Genomic DNA, 18721 nt, shown 5'->3' with positions numbered 1-18721 from the left:
GGGAAAGTCAGGTGGTCTAAGCAACGTTCATGCTGCTGCCGGGTTGGTCAGCAGTTGGTCCAGCGCTTGGGCTGGGGTCTGCATGTTCAGGGTAGGGCGTGGTCGGGCGTTCAGGCTTGCGGCGATCCGGCGAAGGTCTGCGGCGCTGAATCTCGACAGGTCGGTGCCTTTGGTCAGCCAGTGCCGCAGGAGCCGGTTGGTGTTCTCGTTCGTGCCGCGTTGCCAGGGTGCGTGGGGGTCGCAGAAGTAGACCGGCATGGCCAGGTCGGTCTGGATCTTGTCGTAGCGGGCCAGTTCGGTGCCGCGGTCCCAGGTCAAGGATTGGCGCAGGTGTTCGGGCAGTTCACTCATCTCGCGGATCATTGCTGCAGCGACGCTCTCGGCGTCGTGGCGCCCGGGCAGGTGCAACAAGATCGTGAACCGGGTCGATCGCTCGACCAAGGTGCCGACCGCGACTCCGCCAGCAGTGCCCATCACCAGGTCGCCTTCCCAGTGGCCGGGTACGGCCCGATCAGCGACCTCGGCCGGGCGTTGGCTGATCTTGAACGCCTCCTTGTAGGGGCTGTTCGTGCGTTTGGCGCCGACACGTGGTTGGCGGCGGGGCCGGGTGGTCGACAGTTGGCGGTAGAGGTCCTTGCGCAGTGAACCGCGGGTCTGGACGTAGAGCGCTTGGTAGATCGTCTCGTGCGACACACGGCCCATGATCATGCGTGGCGACTCTTCGCGCAGGACCCGGGCGATCAACTTGGGCGACCAGCCTTCATCCATCCAGGTCTCGATCCGCCGACACAGTCCCGGTTCGGCGACCAGGCGGAACTCCTTGGGTCGTCGCCGGCGCTGCCGGGCTGCGGCGTGTGCGAGCGTGCCGTGATAGCTGCCGTCCGGTCCCTTGTTGCGGGCGACCTCGCGACAGATCACCGACGGGCTGCGTCCGATGGCCTCGCCGATCTCTGCGTAGGTCCACTTCTTGCGCACCCCTGCCGCGATCACCGCGCGGTCCTCGCTGGTCAACGCACGCCGCACCCGGCCCGCGACCTGCTCACACTCGGCTGGTTGGCCCAACCCGCCGCCACGGCCCTGCAGCAACTTCAGTTCCATGGGAGCAGAGTTACGCCACCGCTCCCACGCGGACTGCCGCGCCACGCCGATCTCCGCCGCCGCGGCCGAGACCGAAGCGCCAGCACACACCAGTTCGAAGAACCGATCCCACTGCTCGACCGACCTACGCGAACCAATCCCAGACACTGGTCTCATCACAACGCTCCTCAAAGGTTTACGTTGCTTAGACCGATTGAACCTGCCGCCGAATTCACGACACGTTCGTCAGGTACGACGCGCCGAAACGAGCACGCGCNCCCACTGCTCGACCGACCTACGCGAACCAATCCCAGACACTGGTCTCATCACAACGCTCCTCAAAGGTTTACGTTGCTTAGACCGATTGAACCTGCCGCGCCGGGGACGACCCGTTCGTCAGGTGCGACGAGTGCCCGCTAACTGTCGATGGGGAGCGGCTGTTTGGGGAGCTTCTTGATCCGCGCCCGGCGCTTCGGGCGGGCCGGGATCATCGAGCGCATCTCCTCGAGCTTGCCGAAGCAGAGCAGCCGGTCGTCGGGCTCGAGCACGTGCCGGTTGAACGGGTTCGCGATCACGGTCGTGCCGCGGTGCAGCGTCAGGACGGTGATGTCGAGGTCGCGCAACCCGGACTCACCGAGGGTCTTGCCGACCAGGTCCGCGTCACCGTGCACGACGATCTCGGCGACGCCGTAACCCGTGGAGACCGAGAGCCGCTCACGCACGTCGATCTGCGGGAACGCGACCTGGTTGTCGATGTAGTCGATGATCGCGCCGGCGACGTCGAGCTTCGTGGCCATCTCGATCCCCTCCAGGCCCGGAGACGAGTTGACCTCCATGACCAGGGGGCCGTCGTCGCCCTCGAGCATGTCGACACCGGCGACCTTGAGGCCCATGATCTGCGCGGCGCGTACCGCGACCTGCTCGTAGGCCGGGTCGAGGTCGACCCGCTCGACGGTGCCACCACGGTGCACGTTGGACCGGAACTCGTCACCCTGCGCGACGCGCCGCATCGCGGCGACCACGCGGTCGCCGACGACCAGGGCACGGATGTCGCGGCCGCGGCTCTCCTTGACGAAGCGCTGGATCAGCACCTGCTGACGGGTGGACTGGAGCGTCTCGATGATGGCCTCGGCCACCTTCAGCGTGGGCGCGAGGATCACCCCGATGCCCTGGGTGCCCTCGAGCAGCTTGATCACGACGGGCGCGCCGCCGACCCGCTCGATCGCGGGGATCACGTCGGCGCGGTCCCAGACGAACGTCGTCGCCGGCATCCCGATGTTGTGCCGCGACAGGATCTGCGAGGCACGCAGCTTGTCGCGCGAGTTGCCGATGCCGTTCGCGGTGTTCGGCGTGTAGACGTCCATCTGCTCGAACTGCCGTACGACGGCGGTGCCGAAGTAGGTGATCGAGTTGCCGATCCGCGGCAGCACGGCGTCGTAGTCCGACAGCTGACGGCCGCGGAACTGGAGGTCCGGTTCCTCGCCCGACAGGTCGATGGCGAACCGGAGCGTGTTGAGGACCTTGACCTGGTGCCCTCGATCGAGCGCCGCCGTACGGAGGCGCTGCGTGCTGTAGGACCGTGGTGCGCGAGAAAGGATCCCGAGCTTCATTCCCGACCTTGCCTCATTCCCGACCTGCTCATTTGCGACCTGCTTGGATGGTCGTGTGGATGCGAGCGTGGTGAGATCCCATTCAAGCAGCCCGCAGGTCACTGCCGGCTGGCGAGAGTGGGTTCGTCTTCCCGGTCTCGGCGTCAGGAACGTGAAGGCGAAGCTGGACACCGGCGCCCGGACATCGGCGCTGCACGCCTTCGACCTCACCGAGTTCGAGCGGGACGGCGCCGAGTGGGTGCGGTTCTCCGTGCACCCGTGGCAGCGCTCGGCCGAGGACGCGGTCTTCGTCGAGTGCCCCGTCCATGATCGGCGTGTCGTCCGCAGCTCCACCGGTCATGAGCAGGAACGGGTCGTCATCCTGACCGACGTGTCGCTCGTCGGCCGGACCATCAACACCGAGGTCACGCTGACCCGCCGCGACGAGATGGGCTTCCGGCTGTTGATCGGACGCGAAGCCCTGCGCCAGGGGTTCGTCGTGGACTCGAGTCACTCCTATCTCGGCGGCCGACCGACGCGTCGCGTGCGGCGCAGGAACCGGGGGGTACCGCCCAGTGGCTCGTGAGTCGTTCGCGATCGGCAACGTGCGGGTGCGTGCCGGTTCCTCGAAGGAGGTCGAGCTCCCGATCACCCGGCTGGTGACCGGCGGCGACGTCAGCCTGCCCGTGCGCGTGATCCACGGCCGCGAGCCGGGACCGACGGTGTGGGTGAACGCCGCGATCCACGGCGACGAGGTGCTCGGTGTCGAGGTGATCCGCCGCGCGCTCGATCCCCTCTCGGCCCGGACCCTGCGCGGCACCCTGGTCGCCGTACCCGTCGTCAACGTCCTCGGCTTCATGACCGGCGATCGCAACCTGCCGGACCGGCGCGACCTCAACCGGTCCTTCCCCGGCTCTGCCCGCGGCTCGCTCGCGAGCCGGATCGCGCACCTGTTCATGACCGAGGTCGTCAGCAAGTGCGACGTCGGCATCGACCTCCACACCGCAGCCGACCGCCGCGCCAACCTCCCCCAGATCCGCGCGGACCTCGACGACCCCCGCACCCGCGAGCTCGCCCAGGCCTTCGGCGCTCCCGTGATGCTGCACGCGAAGCTGCGCGACGGCTCGCTGCGGCAGGCCGCCCGCGACCGCGGCGCCATCGTGCTGCTCTACGAAGGCGGCGAGGCGATGCGCTTCGACGAGCAGCCGATCGCTGTCGGCGTCGAAGGAGTACGGCGCGTGCTGACCGCGCTGGACATGATCGACCCCACGACCGCCGACCTCGCCGAAGTCGTGGGGGCCACCGATCCGGTGCCCACGCCCGTCGAGGCGCGCGACAGCGGCTGGGTCCGCGCCCGCGGCACCGGAATCCTGCACCTCGAGGTCGGGCTCGGGGAGCACGTCGAGGTCGGCCGCCGGCTCGGCGGCCTCTCGGACACGTTCGGCCGCCGGGTGCGGCTGGTGCACGCCGACCGGGCGGGCATCGTGATCGGGCTGACCCGGGCGCCGATCGTCAACGCCGGCGACGCGCTGTTCCACATCGCCACGCCGGTCGCGTAGGTAGGCCCGGAGGTTTCGAGGCTCGTCGCTGCGCTCCTCGCACCTCAACCACCGGACGACGACCAATCCGCGGAGCCGTCCGCAACGAAGCACTCGCATGAAGCTGCGACTGCTGTGGGCCTGGTACGGCGTCCTTGCGACCCTCGTGGGGATAGGACTCGCGCACGCGGTGGCATCGCTGACCGACCCGGCGTCCTCGCCGGTGCTCGCCGTCGGCTCTGCGGTGATCGACCTGACGCCGACGCCGATGAAGGAATGGGCGATCCGCAACTTCGGCAGCGCCGACAAGGTCATCCTGGTCGGCTCGGTCCTCGGCGGCGTGCTGGTCCTCGCGGCCGTCGCGGGCGTGCTCGCACGACGACGGCTCGCCTGGGGGGCCAGCCTGCTCGTCGTGCTCGTCGGCATCGCCGCCGTGGCGGTGCTGAGCCGCCCCGAGGCACGGGTGCTCGACCTGCTCCCGAGCCTGGTCGCCGCCGTGACCGCCCCCCTTGCCCTCGCCTTCCTGGCTCGCAAGCAGCACGAGGTCGGCGCTGGAACGAGCGCCGAAGGGGCAGACGGCGGCCAGACCACGGGCCGCCGTGGTGTCCTGATCTCGATCGGTGCGCTCACCGCGATCGCCGCCGTGGGTGGCGTCGCCGGTCGCGTGATCAACAAGCTGCGCCTGCGTCCCGAGGACGTCGACCTGCCGACGGCCGCCTCTCCTGCGCCCGCCCTGCCGCGCGGCCTCGACGACCAGGTCCCCGGGATCACGCCGTTCGAGACCCCGATCAAGGACTTCTACCGGGTCGACACCCGCCTCGACACCCCGATCGTGGGCGCCGACGACTGGGCCCTGACCGTCGACGGCGACGTGGACAAGAAGCTCACCATCACCTTCGACGAGCTGCTCGCGATGCCGATGATCGAGCGCAACATCACCCTCACCTGCGTGTCCAACAGCGTCGGTGGCCCCTACATCGGCAGCGCCCGCTGGCTCGGCGTCCCCCTCAAGGACATCCTCGACCTGGCGGGCGTCGGCAACAAGGCCGACCAGATCCTGTCCACCGACTTCGACGGCATGACGATCAGCACGCCGCTCGACCTCGCCACCGACGGACGCGACGCAATGATCGTGGTCGGGATGAACGGCAAGCCGCTCCCGCGTGAGCACGGCTTCCCCGTCCGGATGATCATCCCCGGTCTCTACGGCTTCATCAGCGCCACGAAGTGGCTGACCAAGCTCACCCTGACGACGTACGACGACCAGAAGGCCTACTGGACCGACCGCGACTGGGCCACCGACGCGCCCATCAAGATCTCCGCGCGGATCGACACGCCCAAGGCGCTGTCGAAGCTCGACGCCGGCGACGTGGTGATCGGCGGCGTCGCGTGGGCCCAGGAGCGCGACGGGATCTCCGGCGTCCAGGTCCGCATCGACGGCGGCGCCTGGGTCGACGCGACCCTCGGCCCGGACGGCGGCGAGAACTACTGGCGCCAGTGGTTCTACCCCTGGAACGCGAAGAAGGGCGCCCACCGGCTCGCCGTACGGGCGATGTCCGGCAATGGCGAGGCCCAGGTGGCCGTGCGTGCGGAGCCGTTCCCGAACGGTGCCAGCGGTCTGCACGAGCTGCTCGTCAACGTCTCCTAGAAAGTTTCCGATCCGGCCAATCCGGATCGGCCGCACCTCCGAATAACTGTCAGCACCAGCACACACGCAGTCACACCAACGGAAGGCACCACCATGAAGCTCCAGAACCTCCGCCGCAACGCAGGCATCGCCACCGCGGTCCTCGCCATGTCCATCACCCTGGCCGCGTGCGGCGAGGATGAGCCGAAGGCGTCGGGCAGCGACAACAGCGGCGTTCCCTCCTCCGACGCGATGGCCGACGGCGCCGGCGCCCAGACGTTCGGCGACGGTTGTGCGAACGTCCCGGCCTCCGGTGCCGGTTCGTTCGACGGCATGGTCAAGGACCCGGTCGCCACCGCAGCGAGCAACAACCCGCTCCTCAAGACGCTGGTCGCCGCCGTGACCTCGATCGACGGACTCGCCGACACCCTGAACGGCGCCCCCGCCCTGACCGTGTTCGCGCCGTACGACGGCGCCTTCGCCGAGATCCCCGAGGCCGACCTCAACGGTCTGGTCATGGAGGGCAAGGACAAGGGCCAGGAGAGCACGCTCTACAAGATCCTCGCCCACCACGTAATCGGCGCGAACGAGGACAAGGACGCCATCGCCGGCGACCAGGAGACCCTCGCGGGCGACAAGCTCACCATCGAGGGCGACGCCGAGTCGGGCATGACCGTCACCGACGGCACCGTGACCGCCAACGTCATCTGCGGCAACGTCCCCACCGCGAACGCCACCGTCTACGTCATCGACAAGGTGCTGACCGGAGTCAAGTGACCCCGGTCCTGCAGATCCCCTCGTCACCGTCCCTCTGAAGCGCAAGGATCACCTCATGGACCCGGTCCAGGACAACCCGATCGGCGTCCCCCTCACGGGGGCGCCGCTCGGCGCTGACGCCTCGGACCTCGGCTCGTTGCTGAAGCGGGCATCACGAGGAGACAACGAAGCGTTCGCAGGGATCTACGACGCCACCGCAGCACGGGTCCACGGACTCGTGCTGCGGGTGGTGCGGGACCCGGCCCAGTCCGAGGAGGTCACCCAGGAGGTGTTCCTCGAGGTCTGGCGCCAGTCCAGCCGGTACGACGCCGAACGCGGCAGCGCGCTGGCGTGGCTGATGACCATCGCCCACCGCAAGGCGGTCGACCGGGTCCGCAGCGCCGAAGCAGCCAGCCGGCGCGACGAGACCTACGAGCAGCGCAACCACACCCCCGATCACGACACCACTGCCGAAGCTGCCCAGGCCTCCATGGAGGCACGCCGGGTACGAGCGGCGCTGGCGCACCTCACCGAAGTCCAGCGCGAAGCGATCGAGCTGGCATATTTCGGCGGTTACACCCACACCGAGGTGGCCGCCCTGCTCGACCTACCGGTCGGGACCGCAAAAACCAGGATCCGCGACGGCCTCATCCGCCTCCGCGACACCATCGGAGTAGGACGATGACCGACAACAAGCCCACGAGTGGAGGAGACGACGTGCACGCACTTTCCGGCGCCTACGCCGTCGACGCCCTCGAGCCCGACGAGCGTGCCCGTTTCGAAGCCCACCTGCGCCAGTGCGCGGACTGCCGCGACGAGGTCGACAGCCTGCGCGAAGCCGCCGCCGTCCTCGGCGCCGACGAGGTCACCCCGCCTGCCGCGCTCCGCGACCGGCTGCTCGCCGACATCATGGCGGTCCGTCCGCTCCCGCCGCTGCCCACCGAGGGCCCTGTCGCGGCCCCGGTCGAGGAGGCAGCTCCCGCGCCGGTGGTCCCTCTCGACAGCCGCCGACGCGGCCTCTCCCGGGTCCCGTTGCTGGTCGCCGCGGCCGCCGTACTCATCGCCGGTGTCGGTGGCGCGATCCTCAAGCCGTGGGCCGATGACCAGCCCGGAACGCAGCTCACCGCTGCCGAGCGGGTCCTGGCCGCCGAGGACGCCATCCGGATCGACAAGCACTTCCCCGACGGCGCCGACGCTGCCGTCGTGGTCTCCCGCTCCGAGGGACGCGCGGTCATCCTGACCGACGACATGGCACCTGCACCCGAGGGCAAGGCCTACCAGCTCTGGTTGCAGACACCGGCGGGTGAGCTCGAGCCGGACCGCCTGATGCCCGACCTCCGTGACGCCACGGTGCTGCTCGACGGTGACGCCTCACGTGCCACCGGAGTCGGGATCACCGTGGAGCCGGACGGTGGCTCCGAGCAGCCGACCAGCGACCCCATCGCGTTCTACTCACTGGATTCGTGATGAACCAGGTACGACCACGGCGACTCGCCGTGGTGGGTTCCGGCGTTGCCGGACTCACCGCCGCCTACGTCGCCTCACGCTCGTCAGACGTCCACGTGACCCTGCTCGAGGCGGACACCCGCCTCGGCGGTCACGCCGACACGCACCACGTGACCGACCCGACCGGCCGCGAGCTGTCGATCGACAGCGGCTTCATCGTCCACAACCGGCACACCTATCCGGTGCTGGTCCGGCTCTTCGACGAGCTGGGGGTGCCGACCCAGGCCTCCGAGATGTCGATGTCGATCAGCGACGAGGAGACGGGCCTGGAGTGGGCGGGCGCGCTCGGACGCCGCGGGCTGTTCCCCGCCGGCGCGGGCAACCAGAAGCACCCGCGCTACCTGAAGATGCTCGGCGAGATCCCGCGCTTCCACCGCCAGGCACGCCAGCTGCTCGCCCGCCAGAGCGACCCGTCCCGCCCGACCGAGGACCTGACCACGCTGGCCGAATTCCTCGACCGCGGCCGGTTCTCGCCGTACTTCCGCCGCCACTTCATGGAGCCCGTCGTGGCCGCGGTGTGGTCGTGCGACCCCGACACCGCCCGGGACTACCCGGCGGCGTACCTCTTCGCGTTCCTCCAGCACCACGGCATGTTGCAGGTGTTCGGCTCGCCCACCTGGCGCACCGTCACCGGCGGTTCGCGGGCGTACGTCGACCGGCTCGCCGCAGCTGTCCGCGCCGCCGGCGGCGACATCCGCACCGGCACCCCCGTCGTGGCCGTGCGCGAGACGCCGTACGCGGTCGAGGTGACCACCACCGGCGCCGGTCGCGAGGAGTACGACGCCGTCGTGCTCGCTACGCACCCGGACCACGCGCTCACGATGCTCGACGACCCGACGCCGCTGCAGCGCGAGCTGCTCGCGGCGCTGCCGTACACGCACAACACCGCGCTGCTGCACACCGACACCAGCGTGATGCCGGGCGCGCAGGACGCGTGGGCGTCGTGGAACTTCCGCCGCCCGAGGACCGCACAGGACCGGGTGCAGGTCACCTACGACCTGACCCGCCTGCAGCGGCTCGACACGCAGACGCACTACCTGGTCACGCTCGGTGGCGAGGACGTCGTGGACCCCGCCACCGTGCTGGTGCGCCGCGACTACGCGCACCCGCTCTACACACCGACGTCCGTGGCCGCCCGTGCCCGGCTCCCCGAGATCAACTCCGACCGTCTGGTCTTCGCCGGTGCCTACCACGGGTGGGGCTTCCACGAGGACGGTGCGCGGTCGGGGCTGAAGGCCGTGGAGCGGCTGGGGATCGACTGGCCGGAGGCGTCTCGATACACCGGTCGTTCGTCCCTCACGATCGGCACTCGACGACCTTTCGCCGCACGTTCGTCGAGCATCCCGCGAGGCAAGAGCGGGCGTATCGAGACGCCCGCGACGTCGTACGACACGACCCTCGTCCACAAACGCCGCGAGCCGCTCAGGAACAGCTTCCAGCTGAAGTCCCATCTCTACGTCGTCGACCTCGACCAGGTCTCGGAACGAGGCAGGGTCGATGGTGCACGTGGCCGCTTCCTGGGCCGCGACCACTTCGACGGCGACACCGTGTCGGTGCGTGAGGGACTGGACCGGTTCCTCGCCCGACACGACCTCGACCTGCGGGCCGGCCGCGTGCTGATGGCAAGTCAGCCCCGTGCGTTCGGACACTGTTTCAATCCGATCTCGGTCCACTGGTGCTGGGCCGATGAGCGCGGAGACGGTCGGCCCGCAGCCACCGTCGTCGAGGTGCACAACACCTACGGCGACCGCCACGCCTACCTGCTCGACACCGATGCCGAGGGGCGCGGGCGCGTGGACAAGGCGATGTACGTGTCGCCGTTCCACGGGACCGACGGGTACTACGACGTCCTCGCTCCCCCGCCCGATCCCGTCACCGGGGCGGTGCGCCTGGGCATCACCCTGCACACCGACGCCGGCGCGCGCTTCGACGCCGGACTCACCGGGGTGCCGGGGCCCGCGCCGCTGCTGCCGCTCGCCGGGCTGCGCAGCTCCGCCCTGATCCGCGTGCACGGCATCGCCCTGTGGGCCCGTCGGGTTCCCATCCAGAAGCGGCCTGTCCACGAATCAACCACGACTGCTCCCGCGACCCACCCCTTCGAGGAAGGCGTTCTCCGATGACTCTCACCGCCGCACCCGCCATCCAGACCTGGCCGGACCTGAATCCCGCTCCCAGCAAGGGATTCTCGGCCCGCGTCGCCCAACGGCTGTTCCGTTCGGCTGTGTCCCGGCTCGACGTGACGGTGCACCTCCACCGCGGCGACGGGCGGATCGAGCAGCTCGGCCGCGGCGGTCCCGCGATCGTCGTACGACGTCCGGACGAGTTCTTCGCCCGCCTGGGCCGGGACCAGCTGATCGGGTTCGGCGAGGCGTACATGACGGGCGCGTGGTGCGAGGACGGCACACCCGGGGACGGCGTCCTCGGGGACTTCCTGACCGTGCTGGCGGCCGAGCTGCCGTCGCTGGTGCCGCCGAGCCTGCAGAAGCTGCGCTCGCTCGTGGTCACCCGGATCCCGCACACCCAGCGCGGCACCCGCGAGAACACGCAGAGCAACGTGGCGCACCACTACGACCTGTCCAACGACCTGTTCGCTGCCTTCCTCGACCCGACGCTCTCCTACTCCAGCGCGCTCTTCACCGATCCGGTCGCTGCGACCAATGAGGACCACGTCACCGCCCAGCACCGCAAGATCGACCGGCTGCTCGACCAGGCCGGCGTCACCGAGGGCACCCGGCTGCTGGAGATCGGCACCGGTTGGGGCGAGCTGGCGATCCGCGCAGCCGACCGCGGTGCGCTGGTCCGGACCATCACGCTGTCCGTCGAGCAGCAGGCCCTCGCCCGCGAGCGGATCGCCGCCGCCGGCCACGCCCACGACGTGCAGGTCGACCTGTGCGACTACCGCGCACTGCTCGACGAACCCGCCGGTGCGTACGACGCCGTCGTGTCCGTCGAGATGATCGAGGCCGTGGGCTGGCAGTACTGGCCGACGTACTTCAGCACCCTGGACCACGTCCTGGCTCCCGGTGGCCGCGTCGCGATCCAGGCGATCACGATGCCCCACGACCGGATGCTCGCGACCCGTTCGACGCACACCTTCATCACCAAGTACATCTTCCCCGGCGGCGCGCTGCCGTCGGTGCAGGCGATCGAGGAGACCGTCGAGAGGCACACCCGGCTGCGGGTCGTCGACACGCTCGCCATGGGCGCGCACTACGCCCGGACCCTGCAGCTGTGGGACGACGCGTTCGTCGCCTCCCGCCAGCAGGTCAGCGATCTCGGCTTCGACGAGACCTTCGTCCGGATGTGGCACTTCTACCTGGAGTACTGCCGTGCGGGCTTCGCCGCCGGCTACATCGACGACCACCAGCTCACGTTCGCCCGGCTGATGGAGGAGGCGTGATGGCCACCGCGACCACCACCGGAGAGACCCAGCGGGAGGCGATGCCGGGGGGCGTCGCCTCCCGGCTGGCCGAAGCCCTTCGCCCGTTCATCGGCGGCGATCTTCCCGTGCGCCTCATCGCATGGGACGGCTCTGCGGCCGGGCCCGCTCTGGGTCCGGTCGTCGAGCTGCGCTCCCCCGATGCCCTGCGGCGCCTGCTCTGGCACCCCGGCGAGCTGGGCGCGGCGCAGGCCTACGTCACCGGCGAGCTCGAGGTGCACGGCGACCTCGACGCCGCCCTCACCCACGCCTTCGCCGTCGCGGCCGAACGCGGCCTGTCGGGTCGTCGTCCCTCCCTGCGCGCGATCGCCGGGGCGGTCCGGGCCGCCATCGGCCTCGACCTGCTCGGTCGTCCTCCGGCGCCTCCTGCGACCCAGGCCCGGCTCGGGGGCCGGCTGCACAGCAAGGGCCGTGACCGGAAGGCGATCAGCCACCACTACGACACGACCGCCGAGTTCTACTCGCTGATCCTCGACGAGCAGACGATGGCCTACTCCAGCGGCTACCACCCGTCGCCCACCGCCTCACTCGAAGAGGCACAGAACGCCAAGCTGGACCTGGTCTGCCGCAAGCTCGGCCTCGAGCCCGGCATGCGCCTCCTCGACGTCGGCTGCGGCTGGGGCTCGCTGTCCCTGCACGCCGCCGAACAGTTCGGAGCACGGGTCGTCGGCGTGACCATCTCGGCGGAGCAGAAGCGCTTCGCCGAAGCGGCGGCGCGACGCCGTGGGTTGTCGGACCGGGTGGAATTCCAGCTCTGCGACTACCGCGACGCCGTACCCCTTCGGGGTGCGGAGTACGACGCGGTCGCGTCGCTGGAGATGGGCGAGCACGTCGGCGAGCGGAACTACCCGACGTACGCGAAGGTGCTCCACGACGCCGTACGGCCGGGCGGGCGGGTTCTCGTGCAGCAGATGTCGCGCACCGGGAAGTGGCCCGGTGGGGGCCCGTTCATCGAGTCGTTCATCGCGCCGGACATGTACATGCGACCCGTCGGCGCGACCGTCGGCCTGCTCGAGGAGGCCGGCCTGGAGGTGCGTGACGTGCACGCCCTGCGCGAGCACTACGTGCTGACCGTCGCCGGCTGGCTGGAGCGGTTCGAGGCGAACCTCCCCGCTCTGACCGAGCTCGTCGGCGAAGAGCTGGTGCGCGTGTGGCGGCTGTATCTGGTCGGTGGCTCGATGGCGTTCCGGGACGGCCGGATGGGCGTCGACCAGGTCCTGCTGGTCCGTCCCGGCGCGGACCACTCGCTGCCCTGGACGCGGAGCTGGTGATGTCCGACCTCGCCCTGTCCGATCTGGTCCTGTCCATCGCTACGGCGGTCCTCGCCGCCACGGCCGTGATGACCGTGACCGCTCTCGTCGCGCGCCGCCAGGGCCGGGTCGTCGTCGTGGATGTCGCCTGGGGACTGGGATTCGTCGTCATCGCCGTCGCGTGCGCGGTGGTGGCCGCTGCGGCCGGTGCGGGCCAGGGACTCCGCACCGGTTTCCTCGTCGCGATCGTGGGTGTGTGGGGGCTGCGGCTGAGCTGGCACATCCACCGCCGCAGCAGTGCGCACGATCGTGGCGAGGATCCTCGATATCTCGAGGTGCTCGGCGGGCCGCTCCGCGAGGTGGGGATGGGCGTCGCCGTACGCAAGGTGTTCGGGGTGCAGGGTGCGGTGCTGCCGGTCATCGCGCTGCCCGTGGCCGTCGGGGTGGTGAGCGAGGTCTGGTGCTGGCCGCTGGTCGTCGTCGGCGGGGTCGTGTGGCTGGTCGGTCTGGCCTTCGAGTCCGTCGGTGACGCCCAGCTCGCCGCCTACCGCGCTGCTCCCCGCGAGTCGCGGCGGCCCGTGCTCGACACCGGACTGTGGCGATACACGCGCCACCCGAACTACTTCGGCGACGCCTGCGTGTGGTGGGGCGTGTGGCTGGCCGGTGGGCTCGCGTCGGGCTGGATCGCCGGACTCGCCACGCTGGTCGCGCCGGTCGCGATGACCTGGTTCCTCGTCTCGGTCACCGGCGTGAAGCTGCTGGAGCAGACGATGATGCAGCGCCCGGCGTACGTCGAGTACGCCTCGCGCACCTCGGCGTTCTTCCCCCTCCCGCCGCGTTAGCGCGAGTTGGGGTTTCTCACCGGCGAGTTGGGCTTTGTCACGCTCGAGTGGGGGTTTGTCACGCTCGAGTTGGGGTTTGCAGCTTCGTCCGGAACAGGGCGAGCACGTCGTCGAGGGCCTGCCGGGTCCGGCTGCCCGGCTCGTCGATGAAGTGCTCGGTCAGCACCGAGTGGGGCGGCAGCAGGCCGTCGGGGTTGGCGTCCTCATCGTCGAGCTCGACGCCCACGAACGCGTCGCCCAGCTGTTCGCGCAGGAACGCGAATCGGCTGTCCGGGACGAGCCTGTCGCTGCGGAACCGGAGGCCCATGACCTGGAGTCCTGCGGCACAGCGGGCCTTGACGACGTCGAGGTCCTCGGGCGAGATGTCGATGCCCCGCCGTCCCCTGGGCGAGATCGGGAGCGACGGCTGCGAGAGGACCGGGGCGAGCAGCCGTTCGTCGGTGGCCATCGCCAGCGCGAAGCCGCCGGTCAGGCACATCCCGACCGCGCCGACGCCGGGACCGCCGCACCGCTCGTGCTCGTGCTCGGCGAGGGCGCGCAGCCAGGTCACCACGGGCGACGTCCTCCCGGTCGCGAGCAGGCTGAACTCGCGGCTGACACACACGCGACCGAGCGCCTTGGTCGTCATGGCGACCGCACCCAGCAGGCCCCCGTTGGGATCCCCGCCGGGGGCGCCGAACAGGCTGGGCATGATCACCGAGAAGCCCTCGTCGCGCACCCGCCGCGCGAAGTCCGCGACCTTGGGGGTGATGCCCGGGATCTCGGCGATCACGATCACGGCCGGGCCGGAGCCCGACCGGTAGAGCGGGTGCGTCACCCCGTCCGCGGTGAAGGTGCCAGGCTCGAAGTCGCTCAGGGCGTCGACAGTCATGGGCGGGACTCTAGAGGGAACTGTCGCCCGGTAGCGTCGGTTCCATGAGCGAGCGCCCCGTCCCCGCGCCCGGTGACGAGGAGCGCGAGCTCCTCCGCCTGGCCTCGGTCGACAACTTCCGCGACGTCGCCGGACCCGGCTACGCGACCCGCGACGGCCGGCAGGTGCGTACGGGCGTGTTCTTCCGCTCGAACGACCTGCGCCTCGCGGAGGAGGACCACACCGCGATCGCCGACCTCGGCCTGCGCGCGATCCTCGACCTCCGCTCGGACACCGAGATCGCGCTCCACCCCGACCCCGACGTGCCCGGCGCCGAGCCGCTGCACTTCGACGCCCTCGGCATCCCGATCGAGCGGCTCTCCGGCCTCGCCACCCGCGCCGAGGCGATCGCCCTGATGGACGAGGTCTACCGGGGCTTCGTCGTCGAGGAGCACAGCCGTACGGCGTTCGGTGGCGTGCTGCGCCAGCTCGCCACCGGCGGCCCCCAGCTGTTCCACTGCTCCGCCGGCAAGGATCGCACCGGCTGGGTCGCCGCCCTGCTGCTCCACGTCGCCGGTGTCGACGACCCCACGATCGAGAGCGACTACCTGCTCACCAACGCCCGCACCGCAGCCAGCCGCGCCCGGGTCGAGGCCGAGATCGTCCAGCACGGCGGCCCCGAGATGCTCGACGTCTACGAGCCGACCCTGATCGTCGATATCGAGTACCTCGATGCCGCCTGGGCGACCGTCGATGAGATGTACGGCGACCGGTCGTCGTACCTCCGCGACGGGCTGGGGCTTGATGACGCGGTCATCGCCCGGCTGCGGGAGCTGCTCCTCGCCGACTGAGGCGTCGGTTTGGTGCGGGAAGTCATGCGAAGTGGCTGCCGGGGCGACCAGTTCGCATGACTTCCCCGGACCTCAGGCAGCCGCGAGTCGCTGCTGAGCAGCTGTCAACGCTGCGGCGATCTGGTCGTAGAAGTCCCCCGGCTGGAGCCGGAGGCCGAGCAGCGGCAGGCGCAGCACGACGTCCCCGTTGAGCGCAAGAGAGTTCTGGCGAAGCGCATCCCCGACGACGTTCTCGGCCCAGGTGTGGTGGATGCCATCGATCTCGACGACGACACCGAGCCCGGGCCAGTACAGGTCGAGGAAGTAGCGGCCGCGGCGGTCCTTGCGCAAGACCTGCTTCTCCGGAGCAGGCAGGCCGCGCCGACGGAGCTCACGGGCGACCTCGATCTCGCCGAGCGCGCGACCGCCGTCGAGCAGGTCACCGATCGTGACGTGGAGGAGCGTGCGCCGCTTGTCACGCCGTACCCGGAGCGCCTCCTCGCCGAGCTGTGCCGCGGTCGCCAGCCCCTGCTGGACGACCATGGTCAGGACGAGCATGGCCCGCTTGTCGCTCGTCGCCCAGAGCGCAGCTCGTACGGCGGCCACCGCAACCCGCGTGCGCGGGATCCCGGACACGGCGGCATCGGCGGCCGCCCACCGCCGCGTCTGACGGATGTCGTACCGACGGGTACGCCGCACGCGCGCTCCGCGTGGAACGGACACCCGGATCCGGTCGACCGTGAAACGCTCCAGACCCGAAGCGATCAAGCTCGCAGCTCCGTCGAGCTGCCCCGATTCCCGCCTGTGGAAAGCCTGCGGAAGTCATACGATCTGGCTGCTCGAGCGACCACTTCGCATGACGTCCCGCACCCAAGCGTCAGATCGACGGCGGCAGGTTGATCGGCATCGTCGGCTCGTCCGCCGCCTCGGGGCGGGGCGGGGAGCCGGGGATGTGCTGCTTGATGATCTCCTCGGTCCTCGGGTCGAGCAGGATCTCGTGGGAGTCCCCGTCGCGCCCGTCGAAGCGGACGGCGACCGTCTCGAAGCCCTTGTGGCGCTGCATCTGCGCGTACATCGCGTACGCACGACGATCGGCCTCGGTGAGGTCGACGGAGTCGGTGAACGGGGTGAGCAGGGCGCGCGGCCAGAGCCGGCGCGCCAGCACGACGTTCACCTCGATGCCCAGGACACCCATGATCGCGCCAATGTAGAGCAGCCCCATCAGGCCGAGGACGACGCCGAAGGTCGCCGTCATGCTGTTGGCTTCGGTACTGGCGATGACATTGGTGACGTAGATGGTCCCGATCCACTGCAGCAGCTGCCACAGCACCGCGACCGTGTAGCCGCCGGGAGCCGCGCGGATCACGTTGCTGTGGATCGCGCGCACCGCGGCCATCCTCAGCAGCACCGTCATCGTGAAGCCGAGGATCAGGACGGTCAGCAGGCGCACCACCCAGTGGAACCAGCTGTGGCTGGACAGCGCCCCGACCAGCTCGGTCTCGGTGAGCACCACCGACCCGATCGAGATGAAGAGGACAGCAGTGCCGGCGACAGCCAGGATGAACAGGCTGTTGACGCGGGTCATCACCGGGTGCGGACGGCTGTTGCGCGGCACCGCCCACGCCGCGGCCTGCACGTTCTGCAGCGCCAGTCCGAGGCCGAGCGCACCGTAGAGGGCGGTGAGCGACCCGACGATGATGCCGCCCGTCGATCCCTGCAGGCCTTCGGGCCGTCCGAGGGCATCGCCGATGATCGGGAACTGCGCGAGAGCGGAGTCGAGCACCTGCTGCTGCAGGGTCGGGTTGCCCTCGAGGATGAAGCCCAGGATCGACGTACCGAGCAGCAAGAGCGGGAAGATCGACAGGAACGCGTAGAACGTCAGGATCGCCGCGAGGTAGTTGCCCTGGTCGTCGAAGAACTTGTAGATGACGGCGAGCGGGAAACCGATGATCGAGTGGCGGCGCTGGCCACGATCGAGGTCTCCGACAACTCCCACGACCGAAACCTACGGCATCACGACCTGTCAACCCGACACCTGGGCGTCAGGCGAGAAGTGCCGCGATCACGACCGCGATCGGCGCCGACGCGATCGTGCTCACGAAGATGGCGTCCCGGGCCAGCAGGATGCCGCGGTCGTAGCGGGTCGCGATGACGAACACGTTCTGCGCGGTGGGCAGTGCCGACAGCAGGGTGACGGCGAACAGCTCGGCGTCGTCGAGACCGACGAGGAACCGCCCTACGACGTACGCCGTCACCGGCTGCACCACCATCTTCAGGGACGTCACGGTGCCGAGCGCCTGGGCGCTGACGCCGCGACCGGGCAGCGGCCCGAGTCGGAGCGCGACGCCGTACGCGATCAACATCGCGGGCACCGCCATCCCGGCCACCAGCTCCAGGGGCGCGTGGACGGCGTCGGGCAGCTCGGAGTCGGTGGTCGCCAGCACCAGCCCGAGGAACGAGGCGATGGTGAGCGGGTTGGTCACCGGGCGCGACAGGATCTTCCCGATCGACGGCCGCTTCGGACTGGTCACCACGTCGAGCACCGTCAACGCCAGCGGCTGCAGGACCAGCAGCTGCATCAGCAGCGCGGGTACGACGAGCGCCGCGTCACCGAGCGCGTAGGCAGCGATCGGGATGCCCAGGTTCCCGGCGTTGACGTACGCCGAGCACAGGGCGCCGATCACGGCGGTGCCGGAGTCGAGCCCACGGGCGATCGCCACCGCGACCAGGATCCCCGCTGTCACGACCACGCCGGCCGCTGTCGCGACCAAGGGCCCCGAGAGCACGTGGGAGGGGTCGGCGTCCTCCAGCACCGTCACGAGCAGCGCCGGGCTGGCGACGTAGAACGAGGTGAGCGAGAGGCTGCGCCCACCGCGCAGGTCGACGATGCCGAGGTGAGCCAGCAGGGCCCCGAGCGCGATGACCACCGCGATCGTCGCGAACCCCTCCAGCACGCCCGTCATGGTGCGATCCCATCACGGAGTGCAGGGTGGAGCGTCAGTCGGCCACCGGCGGCCGCTCGTCGTCGGAAGCGGGCTTGTCCGCGTCGCGCCGCTCGCGCTCGTACCGGAGCCGCTGCTCCTCGGCCCGCTCGCGCACCTTCCGGAGGAACTCCTCGTCGGCGGCGGGGTCGCTGGCCGCGAACCGTCCCGGGCGGCCGTACTCCGGGAAGTTCGGCGCCGCGCCCTGCTCGCGGGTGAGCGGACGCTCGGGCGTCGGCCGGCCGGCGATCAGCCAGGCGATCGACCCTGCCAGCGGGAAGAAGAACACGATGACGATCCACCACGTCTTCGCCAGGTTTCGTACCCCGTCCTCACGGGCGCTGATGACGTCCACGAGGCAGTAGATCCACAGGACGAGGACGAGGACTCCCGGCAACAACCTCAGCATGAGCGGCATTCTCGCCCGCCGCGGCCG

At 70.0% G+C, this 18721-nt stretch carries 18 protein-coding genes and 1 pseudogene; 11 read left to right on the top strand and 8 right to left on the bottom strand.

Annotated elements, in window-relative coordinates; translation table 11 throughout:
• Window positions 1-27 precede the first annotated feature (27 nt).
• The 3 genes and pseudogenes from ASD84_RS12325 to ASD84_RS12320 form a co-directional block, all read right to left on the bottom strand.
• Window positions 28-1254: an IS30 family transposase gene (locus ASD84_RS12325; protein WP_056710425.1), complete on the bottom strand. Its 1227-nt coding sequence runs from the start codon at window positions 1252-1254 to the stop codon at window positions 28-30.
• 239 nt (window positions 1255-1493) lie between these two features.
• Window positions 1494-1799, bottom strand: a complete 306-nt coding sequence (locus ASD84_RS26170) for a cation:proton antiporter regulatory subunit (RefSeq protein WP_414858593.1) — start codon at window positions 1797-1799, stop codon at window positions 1494-1496.
• Window positions 1800-1826: 27 nt separating this feature from the next.
• Window positions 1827-2687, bottom strand: a pseudogene (locus tag ASD84_RS12320) (RimK family alpha-L-glutamate ligase); the annotation flags it as partial.
• Window positions 2688-2757: 70 nt separating this feature from the next.
• Between ASD84_RS12320 and ASD84_RS12315 the strand changes: the two are divergent.
• The 10 genes from ASD84_RS12315 (at window position 2758) to ASD84_RS12270 (ending at window position 13624) form a co-directional block, all read left to right on the top strand.
• Window positions 2758-3252 carry an ATP-dependent zinc protease gene (locus ASD84_RS12315; protein WP_056710998.1) on the top strand — a complete coding sequence of 165 codons (495 nt, stop codon included), beginning with the start codon at window positions 2758-2760 and terminating at the stop codon, window positions 3250-3252.
• Window positions 3242-4225 carry a succinylglutamate desuccinylase/aspartoacylase family protein gene (locus tag ASD84_RS12310; protein WP_056710423.1) on the top strand — a complete coding sequence of 328 codons (984 nt, stop codon included), beginning with the start codon at window positions 3242-3244 and terminating at the stop codon, window positions 4223-4225. Before ASD84_RS12315 ends, ASD84_RS12310 begins: the two co-directional genes overlap by 11 nt.
• A 97-nt stretch (window positions 4226-4322) precedes the next feature.
• Window positions 4323-5852, top strand: a complete 1530-nt coding sequence (locus tag ASD84_RS12305) for a molybdopterin-dependent oxidoreductase (protein WP_056710422.1) — start codon at window positions 4323-4325, stop codon at window positions 5850-5852.
• 93 nt (window positions 5853-5945) lie between these two features.
• Window positions 5946-6608: a fasciclin domain-containing protein gene (locus tag ASD84_RS12300; RefSeq protein ID WP_056710420.1), complete on the top strand. Its 663-nt coding sequence runs from the start codon at window positions 5946-5948 to the stop codon at window positions 6606-6608.
• Between the two features lie 55 nt (window positions 6609-6663).
• Window positions 6664-7272, top strand: coding sequence for an ECF RNA polymerase sigma factor SigK (gene sigK, locus ASD84_RS12295; protein ID WP_056710418.1), 609 nt, complete (start codon window positions 6664-6666; stop codon window positions 7270-7272).
• Window positions 7269-8054 carry an anti-sigma factor domain-containing protein gene (locus ASD84_RS12290; protein ID WP_056710416.1) on the top strand — a complete coding sequence of 262 codons (786 nt, stop codon included), beginning with the start codon at window positions 7269-7271 and terminating at the stop codon, window positions 8052-8054. The genes sigK and ASD84_RS12290 overlap by 4 nt, the downstream gene beginning before the upstream one ends.
• Window positions 8054-10213: an FAD-dependent oxidoreductase gene (locus ASD84_RS12285; protein WP_056710413.1), complete on the top strand. Its 2160-nt coding sequence runs from the start codon at window positions 8054-8056 to the stop codon at window positions 10211-10213. The genes ASD84_RS12290 and ASD84_RS12285 overlap by 1 nt, the downstream gene beginning before the upstream one ends.
• Entirely contained in the window at window positions 10210-11493 is a 1284-nt protein-coding gene (locus tag ASD84_RS12280) for a class I SAM-dependent methyltransferase (protein WP_056710411.1), read from the top strand. Before ASD84_RS12285 ends, ASD84_RS12280 begins: the two co-directional genes overlap by 4 nt.
• A complete protein-coding gene (locus tag ASD84_RS12275; protein WP_235531070.1) occupies window positions 11493-12803 on the top strand; it encodes an SAM-dependent methyltransferase in 1311 nt (436 codons plus the stop codon). The genes ASD84_RS12280 and ASD84_RS12275 overlap by 1 nt, the downstream gene beginning before the upstream one ends.
• Window positions 12803-13624 carry a DUF1295 domain-containing protein gene (locus tag ASD84_RS12270; protein ID WP_056710410.1) on the top strand — a complete coding sequence of 274 codons (822 nt, stop codon included), beginning with the start codon at window positions 12803-12805 and terminating at the stop codon, window positions 13622-13624. The genes ASD84_RS12275 and ASD84_RS12270 overlap by 1 nt, the downstream gene beginning before the upstream one ends.
• Before the next feature lie 58 nt (window positions 13625-13682).
• On the opposite strand, the gene ASD84_RS12265 is transcribed toward ASD84_RS12270, so the two are convergent.
• A complete protein-coding gene (locus ASD84_RS12265; protein WP_056710408.1) occupies window positions 13683-14495 on the bottom strand; it encodes a dienelactone hydrolase family protein in 813 nt (270 codons plus the stop codon).
• Window positions 14496-14539: 44 nt separating this feature from the next.
• Here ASD84_RS12265 and ASD84_RS12260 point away from each other — a divergent pair, with 44 nt between their 5' ends.
• Window positions 14540-15325: a tyrosine-protein phosphatase gene (locus ASD84_RS12260; protein ID WP_056710407.1), complete on the top strand. Its 786-nt coding sequence runs from the start codon at window positions 14540-14542 to the stop codon at window positions 15323-15325.
• Between the two features lie 72 nt (window positions 15326-15397).
• Here ASD84_RS12260 and ASD84_RS12255 read toward each other — a convergent pair whose 3' ends face one another.
• From ASD84_RS12255 to ASD84_RS12240, 4 genes are all read right to left on the bottom strand, one after another.
• The gene (locus ASD84_RS12255; protein ID WP_156391805.1) at window positions 15398-16003 is read right to left on the bottom strand and encodes a DUF559 domain-containing protein; all 606 of its coding nucleotides are present in this window, start codon (window positions 16001-16003) and stop codon (window positions 15398-15400) included.
• Window positions 16004-16181: 178 nt separating this feature from the next.
• Window positions 16182-17300, bottom strand: a complete 1119-nt coding sequence (locus tag ASD84_RS12250; RefSeq protein ID WP_056710396.1) for a YihY/virulence factor BrkB family protein — start codon at window positions 17298-17300, stop codon at window positions 16182-16184.
• Between the two features lie 46 nt (window positions 17301-17346).
• Window positions 17347-18267, bottom strand: coding sequence for an AEC family transporter (locus ASD84_RS12245; RefSeq protein ID WP_056710394.1), 921 nt, complete (start codon window positions 18265-18267; stop codon window positions 17347-17349).
• 34 nt (window positions 18268-18301) lie between these two features.
• Complete coding sequence (locus ASD84_RS12240) at window positions 18302-18694, bottom strand: PLD nuclease N-terminal domain-containing protein (RefSeq protein WP_156391803.1); 393 nt, start codon at window positions 18692-18694, stop codon at window positions 18302-18304.
• Window positions 18695-18721 lie beyond the last annotated feature (27 nt).

Source organism: Nocardioides sp. Root682 (genome assembly GCF_001427795.1).
Classification (GTDB): Bacteria; Actinomycetota; Actinomycetes; order Propionibacteriales; family Nocardioidaceae; genus Nocardioides.
The sequence above is the reverse complement of the archived record's forward strand: the minus strand, read 5'-3'. Positions and strand labels throughout refer to the sequence as shown.